General features: G+C 39.2%; 12 protein-coding genes. 11 read left to right on the top strand and 1 reads right to left on the bottom strand.

Translation table 11 applies throughout. The features are described 5' to 3' along the window. The first annotated feature begins 128 nt into the window (after positions 1 to 128). The 4 genes from ESP02_RS08420 (at position 129) to ESP02_RS08435 (ending at position 2,569) form a co-directional block, all read left to right on the top strand. A complete protein-coding gene (locus ESP02_RS08420; RefSeq protein ID WP_002373738.1) occupies positions 129 to 1,055 on the top strand; it encodes a daunorubicin resistance protein DrrA family ABC transporter ATP-binding protein in 927 nt (308 codons plus the stop codon). After that, the gene (locus tag ESP02_RS08425) at positions 1,052 to 1,807 is read left to right on the top strand and encodes an ABC transporter permease (RefSeq protein WP_002373736.1); all 756 of its coding nucleotides are present in this window, start codon (positions 1,052 to 1,054) and stop codon (positions 1,805 to 1,807) included. The genes ESP02_RS08420 and ESP02_RS08425 overlap by 4 nt, the downstream gene beginning before the upstream one ends. A gap of 74 nt (positions 1,808 to 1,881) precedes the next feature. Further along, on the top strand, positions 1,882 to 2,217 hold the full coding sequence (locus ESP02_RS08430; protein WP_002308273.1) for a PadR family transcriptional regulator: 336 nt from the start codon (positions 1,882 to 1,884) through the stop codon (positions 2,215 to 2,217). Beyond that, positions 2,207 to 2,569: a DUF1048 domain-containing protein gene (locus ESP02_RS08435; RefSeq protein ID WP_002339072.1), complete on the top strand. Its 363-nt coding sequence runs from the start codon at positions 2,207 to 2,209 to the stop codon at positions 2,567 to 2,569. The genes ESP02_RS08430 and ESP02_RS08435 overlap by 11 nt, the downstream gene beginning before the upstream one ends. 151 nt (positions 2,570 to 2,720) lie before the next feature. Here ESP02_RS08435 and ESP02_RS08440 read toward each other — a convergent pair whose 3' ends face one another. Next, the gene (locus ESP02_RS08440; RefSeq protein WP_025478438.1) at positions 2,721 to 3,905 is read right to left on the bottom strand and encodes an MFS transporter; all 1,185 of its coding nucleotides are present in this window, start codon (positions 3,903 to 3,905) and stop codon (positions 2,721 to 2,723) included. Positions 3,906 to 4,179: 274 nt separating this feature from the next. Here ESP02_RS08440 and ESP02_RS08450 point away from each other — a divergent pair, with 274 nt between their 5' ends. The 7 genes from ESP02_RS08450 to ESP02_RS08480 all read left to right on the top strand — a co-directional run bounded on the left by ESP02_RS08450 (position 4,180) and on the right by ESP02_RS08480 (position 11,195). After that, a complete protein-coding gene (locus tag ESP02_RS08450) occupies positions 4,180 to 4,551 on the top strand; it encodes a helix-turn-helix domain-containing protein (RefSeq protein ID WP_002373730.1) in 372 nt (123 codons plus the stop codon). A gap of 122 nt (positions 4,552 to 4,673) precedes the next feature. Further along, positions 4,674 to 5,000, top strand: coding sequence for a nucleotide pyrophosphohydrolase (locus ESP02_RS08455; protein WP_002291148.1), 327 nt, complete (start codon positions 4,674 to 4,676; stop codon positions 4,998 to 5,000). A gap of 67 nt (positions 5,001 to 5,067) precedes the next feature. Then, positions 5,068 to 5,781, top strand: coding sequence for a class A sortase (locus ESP02_RS08460; protein ID WP_038398462.1), 714 nt, complete (start codon positions 5,068 to 5,070; stop codon positions 5,779 to 5,781). A gap of 310 nt (positions 5,782 to 6,091) precedes the next feature. Next, positions 6,092 to 6,943, top strand: a complete 852-nt coding sequence (licT, locus tag ESP02_RS08465; protein WP_002373724.1) for a BglG family transcription antiterminator LicT — start codon at positions 6,092 to 6,094, stop codon at positions 6,941 to 6,943. A 121-nt stretch (positions 6,944 to 7,064) separates the two neighbouring features. Then, on the top strand, positions 7,065 to 8,930 hold the full coding sequence (locus ESP02_RS08470; protein WP_025478435.1) for a beta-glucoside-specific PTS transporter subunit IIABC: 1,866 nt from the start codon (positions 7,065 to 7,067) through the stop codon (positions 8,928 to 8,930). Between the two features lie 13 nt (positions 8,931 to 8,943). After that, positions 8,944 to 10,386, top strand: a complete 1,443-nt coding sequence (locus ESP02_RS08475) for a glycoside hydrolase family 1 protein (RefSeq protein ID WP_002373719.1) — start codon at positions 8,944 to 8,946, stop codon at positions 10,384 to 10,386. Between the two features lie 107 nt (positions 10,387 to 10,493). Further along, on the top strand, positions 10,494 to 11,195 hold the full coding sequence (locus tag ESP02_RS08480; RefSeq protein WP_025478434.1) for a GntR family transcriptional regulator: 702 nt from the start codon (positions 10,494 to 10,496) through the stop codon (positions 11,193 to 11,195). Positions 11,196 to 11,211: the final 16 nt, after the last annotated feature.

Here is an 11,211-nt window from a genome sequence, read left to right on the forward strand (position 1 = left end):
GACCGTTGTCACCCTTCTGTTTGTTTTGCTATGTAGTTAAACAAAGTAGTTGACACTTTCACTACTTAGTATTACTATATTCACATACTTTGTGTTACTAAGTAGATAGGGAGAAAAGAGGGAAAACAATGGAAAAGATGATTACTGTGACAGATTTATACAAGTCTTTCTCAGGAAAAAAAGTGATAGATGGTGTGAGTTTTACAGTTGACGAAGGCAGCATTTTTGCTTTGCTAGGTACAAATGGTGCGGGGAAAACAACGATCGTCAAGATGTTAGCTACTTTGCTTACACCGGATAAAGGACAGATTCGTATTGCTCATTTCGATGTGGCAAAACAAGGAACCCAAGTCCGTGAACGGATTAGTTTGACGGGGCAATTTACTGCAGTAGATGATGTGCTGACTGGTAGAGAAAATTTAGTGCTTATTGGAAAGCTTCGCCACTTGAAAGATCATAAGCAGCAGATTGATGAATTCTTACACACGTTTGACTTACATGAAGCAGCCGATCGCCCAGTGCATACGTATTCCGGAGGGATGAGAAGAAAACTGGACTTAGCGATGAGTTTGTTGGGGAATCCGACCGTTTTGTTTTTAGATGAGCCGACAACAGGTCTGGACCCACAAGCAAGAGCTTCTTTATGGGAAACGATCAGGAATTTGAGAAAAGCCGGTGTGACTGTCTTTTTGACGACACAATATTTAGAAGAAGCAGATCAATTGGCGGATCAAATCGCTATTTTGGATCAAGGAAAGATTGCGCTTCAAGGAAGTGTAGCTGAGGTTAAAAAATATTTACCGCAAGGAACGATCGAACTGATTTTTGCAGAAGAAGAAACATTCCAAGCCGCATATCGACTGGTAGGCGGAGAAAAGAACGAAGCATTGTTGTCTTTATCGATTCCTACTGACAACGATGTTCAAAAAGTAACAGAGATTCTTACTTTACTTCAGCAAAACAAGATCGAAGTTCTGGAATTTGCACAAAAACAACCAACATTAGATGATGTCTTTTTCTCAATCATCAATCAGACGAAGGAGGAAGAAAAATGAACGTGATCCAAGACACGATGACACTAACGGGAAGAATGATGAAGCATATGACGCGAAGCGCTGATACGATTATTACGGTCGTAGTGATGCCAATCATGATCATGCTTGCGTTTATTTATATATTAGGAGGAGCAATGACCATATCTGTGGCTAGCTATAAAGGGTTCATTCTCCCAGCCATCTTGCTAATGACAGTCATGAGCGGTGTGGCTTATACAGCTTTTCGTTTAAATAATGATGTGACTACTGGGATTTTTGAACGATTCCACTCTATGCCGATTGCTAAATCTGCTATTTTGAACAGTCATGTTGTCACAAGTATGCTGTTTAATTTATTGTCCGTTGCTCTTGTTTTATTCAGTGGGGTCTTGATTGGGTTTCGACCAAAAGCGGATATTGGCGAGTGGTTATTGGCACTAGGGCTTTTACTACTTGTAACCTTAGCTATGTCATGGATTGCTGTATTTTTTGGGCTCATTGCTAAAAGCAATGAAACAGCTAGCGTCTTCTCTTATTTGCTGATGGGGCTTTTATTTATCAGTTCCGGCTTTGTACCTACAGAAACGCTGCCGCATGCTTTACAAGGGTTTGCTGATTATCAGCCGATAACCCCTATTATCAATGGACTCCGTTCACTCATGACTGCTGGAAAAGTACCTGATGATTTATGGACGGCTTTTGCTTGGAGCATTGGGAGTATCGTAGTTTTTCAATTGTTGTCGGTTTTCGTTTATCGCAAAAAACAAAATTAACAGCTTAAATGATTGACGTGTCAATGATTTCAAAATATGATGAAAGCGAGTATAGCGAAAGTACAGGTGAAAAAATGAACGGAATTACGGAAATGTTAAAAGGGGTCCTAGAAGGGATCATACTGGAAATCATCGATCGTCATGAGACTTATGGATATGAAATCACCAAAAATTTACAGGAATACGGGTTTGAAGATATCGTGGAAGGAACTGTCTATACGATTCTTTTGAGATTGGAAAAGAAAGGATTAGTTACCGTTACGAAGAGAAAATCTTCTGTAGGACCCATGAGAAAATTTTATTCTTTGAATGAAGCTGGAAAGCAGGAATTAGAATTATTTTGGAAACGCTGGTCTTTTATTTCAGGTCAAATCGAAAAACTAAAGGAGTACAAAGAAAATGAGCAATAAAAATTTGGTTGGCTATATCAAAAAAATGATGGAAGACAAAGCGGAATATCGCGAACAAATGGCTCGCCTGAAAAAACTTCCTGCTGACTATCAGATCGTCTACAATGAGATACAAAAATTTCTTTGGGAATTTACCGCAGGGGATGGGATGGATATGTTGTCAGCGATGTATGAGTTGCTTGACTTTTTTGAAGAAGGTGCTTCAAATGGTCTTCCTGTCTTAGAATTGGTTGGAGAAGACGTAGGACAATTTGCAGAAAACACGTTACATGAAATCCAGGCGAAGACAAGAATCAATGAATTGAAAAGAAAAATGAATGAGCGGATCGCTAAAAAAATGGAAAAGTTATAAAAGGAGCGTGGGACAAAAGTAAAGAACACTTTTGTCTCACGCTCTAAACACGTATAAACGGCGGAAGCAGGAGCAACTCCTTCGGAAATTCCTTCTTATTTCTTGGAGTTAAACGCTTCTGTCCCAGCCTCTTCATACTGATTTTGAAAGATTATTTATTTTTCTTTTCTTGATTCAGTAACCAGAAAACTAAAAATACAGCAAGTAAAACGATAACGGCACCAAATAAAGGAGCATAGGTGACACCAATCGTTTTGGTCGTTTGTGCGCCAACAAAAGAGCCGAATGCAATACCAATGTTGAAGGCAGCGATATTAAAGGCAGAAGCAAGCGTAATATCCTTCGGTGTATATGTTTCAGCTAATTGTACAACATATAATTGTAGACCCGGAACATTCATAAAAGAAAATAGCCCTAGAACAAAGGTAGCTGCTGTAGCAAAGAACAAGTTCTCGCTAAGAATCGTTCCAAATAAAAATACTAAAGATAAGGATAACAAGGTAAACATGATACCTAAAGCTTTTAATGGACGTCGATTCGAAAAATGACCACCGATTGTATTACCAATAGCGACCATTACGCCGTAGATAATCAACAAAATAACGACAGCTTCTGATGAATAACCGATTTTGTCTTCAAGAATCGGAGTCAAATAGGTATAAGCAGCAAATGTTCCTCCGTACCCAAGAGCTGTGATCAAAAAAGAGCCCACTAAAAATTTATTTTTAGCTATCCGAAGAATCCCACCCAGATCGACAACTCCTGGTATTGGGAGATCTTTTGGAATGAGCAATAGATTGGCGAGTAGACCGATAGCTCCAACGAAAGCAATAAAAAGAAAAGTCATATGCCAGCTTGTTTGCTGACCGATGAATGTACCCAAAGGAACACCAGTAACGGTTGCGACCGTTAGCCCTGTAAACATGACAGCAATCGCACTTGCACGTTTGTCAGGAGAGACGACTTCAGCGGCAATGACACTTGATACAGACATAAAAATCCCATGAGCAAGTGCGGATACGATTCTTCCAGCTAGCAATAAAACAAATACCCCAGAAAGAGCAGCCAGCAGATTCCCAATGATGAAAACCACCATGATTGCTGCCATCAGCATTTTACGATTCCATTTTCCTGTTAAAATAGTGAGTAAAGGTGCGCCTACTGTCACACCAATCGCGTAAAGAGAAACCGTCAGCCCTGCTTGAGCCAAACTGACATGAAAACTATCAACGATCAAAGGCATAAGCCCTACGCTGATAAATTCTGTAGATCCAATAGCAAAGGCATTGATTACCAAAGCCATAAGCGTAAAAACTGGTGAAATTTTTTTATTCAATTTTATTTCCTCCTCAAATTTTTCTGACAAATAGAGAATATAGACCTTCATCCTTCATTCGTGAAGTACCGACTTTTTTGTATGATAGGCACTTTTTGGTAACAAATGTGGATCTTCAAACGTTTCAGCGTTTGAAAAAATTCTTATTTTTTTCAAAATATAGTTCCTTTTTTGGCGAAAGTATAAAAACCGCAGAGGAAGAGACTTTGTTAGTTCACAAAATGAAAGGAGCATGCTATGATACGATGCGTATCTTTTTTAAGGAGAGATAAAAATGGAAAGAATCTATCATATTGGCGTCGAAGCGACATTGGAAGTCATCGGAGGAAAATGGAAACCGATTATTTTATGTCATTTAGGTAATGGTCCCATTCGCCCGGGTGAATTACGGAAGAAAATCCCTACGATCACACAAAAAATGCTGACCCAGCAGTTAAGAGAGTTAGAACAAGATGGCATTGTCCATCGAAAAGTCTATAACCAAGTCCCGCCTAAAGTAGAGTACTCGCTCACCGAAGAAGGAAAATCATTAAGAGAGATTCTAGTAGCGATGTCTGTTTGGGGAGAAGAACGTATCGAAAAACAAAAAGCCTCAGGGGAAGCAGTCACATTACTGCATACACATGGTGGCTACCTAAATTACTGATTTTCTATGACATTTATTTTAAATAAAAGAAAACAGGAGTTTTTTAAAAAGCATCATCTATTTTTTATGTAAAAAAATGGTATGATTAATCAAGTAAGAAATGATTGGAAGAAGGCAAGCAAATGAATAGTATGGAAAAAGTCAACCAGTTTAGAGATGAACGTAATTGGCGACAATTTCATAACGAAAAAGATTTGGCTATCTCTATTTCTTTGGAAGCATCTGAATTGTTAGAACTTTTTCAATGGAAAACGCCGGAAGAAGTAAAAGAAACACAATTAGAACGAATCAAAGAAGAACTGGCAGATGTATTGATCTATTCATACATGATGGCAGACAACCTTCAGTTGGATCTAGATGAGATCATTGAAGAAAAATTGATCAAAAATAATTTGAAATATCCTGTAGAAAAAAGCGCAGGTGTACGAAAAAAATACACAGAGTTGTAGAAATGTGTCATTCAGCTGTTGGAAAGAGCACAAGAAAAACAGTAAAATGAGACTGGAGGGAGAGAAAATGAAGAAAAAAGGAAAAGCAAAAAGATGGTTAGTCAATATCCTCTTGTTCCTCTTGTTATTAGTAGGACTAGCTTTGATTTTCAATGAACAGATCAAAGACTATCTTGTCAGATTAACAGGAGACAGATATGCTATAGCGAATGTAACGAAAGAAGATTTGAAAAAGAATAACGATAAAGATGTCAGTTTTGACTTTGACGCAGTAGAACCAATGACAACAGAAGGAGTGATGAGGTCACAAATGAGCGGAACAGATCTGCCAGTGATTGCTAGTATCGCAGTACCTTCTGTTTCGATCAATTTACCGATTTTCAAAGGCTTGGATAATACTTCACTGCTTTACGGTGCAGGGACGTTATCTCCAGATCAAGAGATGGGAAAAGGAAACTATGCTTTAGCAAGCCATCGTGCAACAAATCCCGAATTACTGTTTACACCGCTGGAAAATTTGGAAATGGGTGCCAAGATCTATTTGACGGATTTAGAAAATGTGTATACATATAAAACATTTTTTAAAGAAAAAGTTGCTCCTACAGATACACAATTATTGAACGAGGTCGAGGGGAAAGAAATCGTCACGCTGATCACTTGTGGCGACATGGATGCCGTCACGCGACTAGTTGTACAAGGAGAACTGGAAAGTGTCACACCGATGAAGGATGCGACAGATGATATGAGAACTGCTTTCAATCTAGAGACAAAAACATTTTAGGATACTGGGACATAAGTCGTTACAGATCAAAAACAGCCAAAGGATATGAATCGATAAGGAAAAACCGATTTGCTGAAAAAAGAGGAACGCAAAGAGGTGCATCTCTGATTTGGTTGTTTTCTAGATAGACTTGTGTTCCTGTTTCTTTATTTTTTTTGCATGAAAAGGCTTGCATAAATAAAAATTCGATGGTATGATGATTTTAAATAAGAAATGGATTGTTACTGTACGGCAGGCAAAACCAGAATTCAGCTAAGAAACAGTAGGCGAATTCTAGGTTTTTTTATTTTTCTTGAGAGGGCGAAGCAAAATGAAAATTGATAAAATTTTGAATAACAACGTCGTCATTTCGAAAAATGGATTCGGGGAAGAAGTCGTTTGTATGGGAAAAGGCTTAGCTTTTCAAAAAAAGATTGGGGACGAGATTTCGCCAGAAGCGGTCCAAAAAGAATTTGTTTTAAGAGATTCTTTTGCTAAAAACCAATTCCAACAGCTGATGGCTGATATTCCGGCAGAGGAGATCGAATGGGTCAAACAAGTAGTCGAACTGGCTGAAGATAAACTAAAAGTTGAATTTTCGCCTAATATTTATCTGACATTGACCGATCATCTTCATTATGCGATCACACGGGCGAAAGAAAATATCCAACTGCCTAATCCATTATTATTTGAAACAAAGAAATTTTATCCGAAAGAATATCAAGCAGCGAAAGAGGCTCTTTTGCTCGTGAAACAAAAGACTGGTGTGGAACTTTCTGAGGATGAAGCCGGTTTTATTGCCTTTCATTTTGTGAATAGCCAACAAGGAAACGAAGACATGCAAGTGACGATGACCGCTACCACAATGGTAAGAGATATACTGAGTATCATCAGTAAATTCTTCGGCATCGTGTTCGATGAAGAATCTTTGAATTATCAGCGTATCATTACTCATCTGCAGTTTTTTGCCCAGCGTTATCTCAAAGGGGAAGGATCTGACGAACAAGATGAGTTTCTCTACGCATTAGTTCAAGGAAAGTATCCAAAAGCGTTTCATTGTGTGGAACGGATCAATGAGTATCTTCGACAAACGCAAAAACAGGAAATGGGAATCGCAGAGCAGATTTATTTAACGATCCATATTCAAAGAGTAGTAAGTGAGAAAAAAAGCATCCAATCATAAGGATTGTTACTGTATGGCAGGCAAAACCTGGATTGAAAAAATAGGTTCACGAATGTTTGTGACTGTTTTTTTCAATCTGGGTTTTTATTTTTTAAATAAAAAAAGAAAGAAGGAAAAAACAATGGATAATCAAGCAGTTGGTCGTCGTGTATGGGAAGCGGTAGGAGGACAAAAGAATGTCAAAAGTTTAGTACATTGTGCTACGCGTTTGCGATTCAGATTAAAAGATGAATCTTTAGCAGATACGCAAAAGTTAAAAGAAGACCCAGACGTGATCCAAGTCGTACAAAGTGGCGGTCAGTATCAAGTAGTGATCGGCAGTAATGTAGCAGATGTTTATCAATCGATCGTGGATGAGGAAGGACTTGCAGTTTCGGAGGATGGAAAAGAAGAGTCCAAAAATATCTTGAATCGTCTAATTGATATCATTTCTAGTATATTTACACCTTTTCTAGGGGCGATGGCAGCCGCCGGGGTATTGAAAGGATTCTTGTCATTGGCAACGGTGATGGGCTGGCTGACAGCTGATAGCGGTACTTATCAAATATTGTTTGCTGCAGCAGATGGTGTCTTTACCTTCTTACCTGTCATGCTTGCTTTTACAGCAGCTATAAAGTTCAAAGCCAACCAGTTTTTAGCAGTAGCAATTGCTATGGCACTTGTGTACCCAGCTATCACAGCAGTTGCTGGTGCGGGAGAAGCTATCAGTTTCTTTGGGATCCCAGTGATTCTTTCACCGTCTGGTTATACTTCTTCTGTCATACCAATCATTCTAGCAGTATGGGTGCAAAGTAAATTAGAGCCATTCGTAAAAAAAGTGATTCCGCAATTTCTGCAAATGATTTTAGTTCCGCTTGTTGTTTTAGTAGTGATGGTTCCATTGACATTTCTTGCTTTAGGACCAATCGGGACGGTGGCCGGTAATGCTTTAGGTGGTCTCTTCAACTCGATTTATGGATTTAGTCCAATCGTAGCAGGTCTGATCATGGGAAGTTTATGGCAAGTATTCGTGATGTTCGGCATGCATTGGGGATTCGTACCGATCATGTTTTTGAATATCGAACAATACGGGTTTGATGTATTGATGCCAATGCTTCTTCCAGCCATCTTGGCACAAGGTGGTGCTGCTTTAGCTGTAGCGTTACGAACAAAAGATACGAAGCTTCGAGCATTAGGGATTTCTTCTACAGTGACTTCGTTATTTGGGATCACTGAACCAACTGTGTATGGTGTGACGTTACCGTTGAAGAAACCATTTATTGCAGCGTGTGTTTCTGGAGGGATTGGAGGGGCTATTATCGGATTTTCTGGAGTAAAAGCTTTCTCTAGCAGTTTGGTCAGCTTATTAACGATTCCAACCTTCATTAGTACGGTAGATGGTGTAGAGTCAAATGTGACAGTAGCAGTAATAGCTACAGGAATCGCTTTTGTTCTAGCATTTGTAGGTACGCTGATTTTAGGATTTGACGAACAAACACAAGACAATCAATTAGAAAACAAACATGCGAATGCAGGAGAACCAATTACTTCAGCACGGCATACCTTAAAGAGTCCTCTAACGGGTAAAGTACTGCCACTGAGTGAAGTGCCAGACAAAGTTTTTTCTTCTGGCGTGATGGGAAAAGGTATCGCTATTGATCCAGAAGTAGGGGAACTTGTTGCCCCGGCAGATGGAGAGATCACGACTATTTTTCCAACTGGACATGCTGTAGGGATCACAACGACTGACGGAGCGGAGATTTTGATTCATATCGGGATGGATACGGTAGAATTAAATGGGAATGGTTATGAAATCTTAGTCAAACAAGGGGACCTCGTCAAAGCAGGAGATTTATTGATCCGTTTTGACATCGAAGCAATTAAAGCAGCCGGCTATAGTGTAATCACACCGGTTGTCATTACAAATACCGATGCATTTGCCGATATACTTGAATTAGACCAAAAAGAGATTATTGCGAATGAAGATGTTCTAGCAATTGTAAAATAAGGAGGAAATCAGGATGCAATCACGTTTTTCAGAAAAATTTTTATGGGGTGGCGCAACCGCTGCCAATCAATTAGAAGGAGCTTATGATCGAGACGGAAAAGGGTTATCCGTTGCAGATGCTATGCCTGGAGGTAAGCAGCGTTTTGCAATCATTGGTCGTAAAGAATTTGACTGGACGATCGATCAAGAAAAATATATTTACCCGAATCATCGCGGAATCGATCATTATGATCGTTTCAAAGAAGATCTTGCCTTATTTGCGGAAATGGGGTTTAAATGTTATCGTTTTTCGATTGCCTGGACACGGATTTTTCCAAACGGAGACGAAAGCACGCCGAATGAAGCGGGATTAGAATTTTACGATCAGCTGATTGATGAGTGCTTAAAATACGATATTGAACCTGTGATCACGATTTCTCATTATGAAATGCCTCTTCATTTGGCAAAAGAATATGGTGGCTGGAAAAATCGGAAACTGATCGACTTCTATGAACGATTTGCTCAGACAGTATTAGAGAGATACAGCAGTAAAGTCAAATACTGGATGACTTTCAATGAAATCAACTCGGCCTTTCATTTTCCAGCTTTAAGTCAAGGATTAGTAAAAAGCAACGGAGCAGGAGAGTACCAAAATATTTTCCAAGCATGGCATAATCAGTTCGTGGCAAGTAGCAAAGCTGTAAAAATCGGCCACGAATTGCGTTCGGATATCCAAATCGGCTGCATGATTATTTATGCAACGACTTATAGCATCGATGCCAACCCAGTCAATCAGGCAGCAACCATGATCCAAAATCAAGAATTCAATTTTTTCTGCACGGATGTTCAAGTACGCGGAGAATACCCTGCGTACACAGCCCGTACCCATCAAAAATATGGAGTCGATTCGGAAAAATTAGAGCAAACAGAAGAAGATTTCCAGTTGCTAAAAGAATATCCAGTTGACTACATCGGATTTAGTTACTATATGTCTACGGCAATCAATGAGACTGACCCGCAAGCCGCAACTTCAGAAGGAAACTTGCTAGGAGGCGTAAAAAATCCGTTTCTTGAGGCGAGTGAATGGGGCTGGCAGATCGATCCAGAAGGGTTGAGAATCGCATTGAATGAATTATACAATCGTTACCAGAAACCATTATTCATTGTTGAAAACGGTCTTGGTGCTATTGATCATGTGGAAGAGGATGGCTCGATCATTGATGATTATCGGATCGATTACCTACGTCGTCATATCGAAGCAATGTCCCAAGCAGTTGCAGATGGTGTAGATTTGATGGGCTATACCCCCTGGGGATGTATCGATCTAGTCAGTGCATCGACAGGAGAAATGAGTAAACGTTACGGCTTTATCTATGTGGATCTAGACGATGAAGGAAACGGGACATTGAACCGGTCGAAGAAAAAATCTTTTGATTGGTATAAAGAAGTAATTGCCTCAAATGGCGAAAATCTATAATTAAAACAGTGCAATGAAAAAGAACACACTTCTCGCATGTGATTTGTGTTCTTTTTTTATTTTTTATGTGCTATTCTTTTAGTAATAGTAAAGCAAAGGGTGACGTTATGAAAAGGACACGTGTACTATACTTGGAAGTCGCAGATAAAATTAAAGAAGATATTTTCTCAGGAAAGTATCCAGTCGGTTCGATGCTGCCGACAGAAAGTGAATTAGAAGAACTGTTTCAAGTCAGCAAAATCACTGTCCGAAAGGCAATCGAGCTGCTGGCATCAGATGAATATGTCGAAAAGAAAAGTGGTCGTGGGACGACGGTTCTAAGCAATCGTCCTTACAATCGATTATCCAAAGCGGCAAGTTTTACGCAGATCTTGAAGAACTCTCAATATGAAGTTCGGAAAGAAACGCTGGATTTGCAATTGGTCCATATAAAGAAGGAAGATCCTTTGTTTTCCTTTTTCGGTGAGCAAGCTGTTTGTTTTAAGCGCTTATATTATTTGAACAATCAGCCTTATATTTATTTTGTCCACTATCTTCCACAAGAAATGATGCAATTCAGCAGAGAAGAATTTGACAAAGAATCTTTGTATCGTCTGCTGACAAAAAAAGGGTATACCATTGACTCATTTTCTGATGATTTCTCTGCAGTATTTTTAACAGAAGAAGAACAAGAAATTCTGAAAACAGACGCACAGATTGGCATCAAACGGATACGGCAATCGTCTACGCAAATAGGGAAAATGATTGAATATTCAGAAGCGATCTATCATACGGATCTGCATCCTTACCATATTGATTACGAAACATAAATAAAAAAGAGGGTGT

The sequence above is a fragment of the Enterococcus sp. NBRC 3427 genome, from assembly GCF_007996925.1.
Classification (GTDB): Bacteria; Bacillota; Bacilli; order Lactobacillales; family Enterococcaceae; genus Enterococcus_B; species Enterococcus_B lactis.

Bases quoted from the DNA above. Each gene is read 5' to 3' on its own strand.
- ESP02_RS08420 (WP_002373738.1), top strand. From the start codon at position 129: ATGGAAAAGATGATTACTGTGACAGATTTATACAAGTCTTTCTCAGGA.
- ESP02_RS08425 (WP_002373736.1), top strand. From the start codon at position 1,052: ATGAACGTGATCCAAGACACGATGACACTAACGGGAAGAATGATGAAG.
- ESP02_RS08430 (WP_002308273.1), top strand. From the start codon at position 1,882: ATGAACGGAATTACGGAAATGTTAAAAGGGGTCCTAGAAGGGATCATA.
- ESP02_RS08435 (WP_002339072.1), top strand. From the start codon at position 2,207: ATGAGCAATAAAAATTTGGTTGGCTATATCAAAAAAATGATGGAAGAC.
- ESP02_RS08450 (WP_002373730.1), top strand. From the start codon at position 4,180: ATGGAAAGAATCTATCATATTGGCGTCGAAGCGACATTGGAAGTCATC.
- ESP02_RS08455 (WP_002291148.1), top strand. From the start codon at position 4,674: ATGAATAGTATGGAAAAAGTCAACCAGTTTAGAGATGAACGTAATTGG.
- ESP02_RS08460 (WP_038398462.1), top strand. From the start codon at position 5,068: ATGAAGAAAAAAGGAAAAGCAAAAAGATGGTTAGTCAATATCCTCTTG.
- licT (WP_002373724.1), top strand. From the start codon at position 6,092: ATGAAAATTGATAAAATTTTGAATAACAACGTCGTCATTTCGAAAAAT.
- ESP02_RS08470 (WP_025478435.1), top strand. From the start codon at position 7,065: ATGGATAATCAAGCAGTTGGTCGTCGTGTATGGGAAGCGGTAGGAGGA.
- ESP02_RS08475 (WP_002373719.1), top strand. From the start codon at position 8,944: ATGCAATCACGTTTTTCAGAAAAATTTTTATGGGGTGGCGCAACCGCT.
- ESP02_RS08480 (WP_025478434.1), top strand. From the start codon at position 10,494: ATGAAAAGGACACGTGTACTATACTTGGAAGTCGCAGATAAAATTAAA.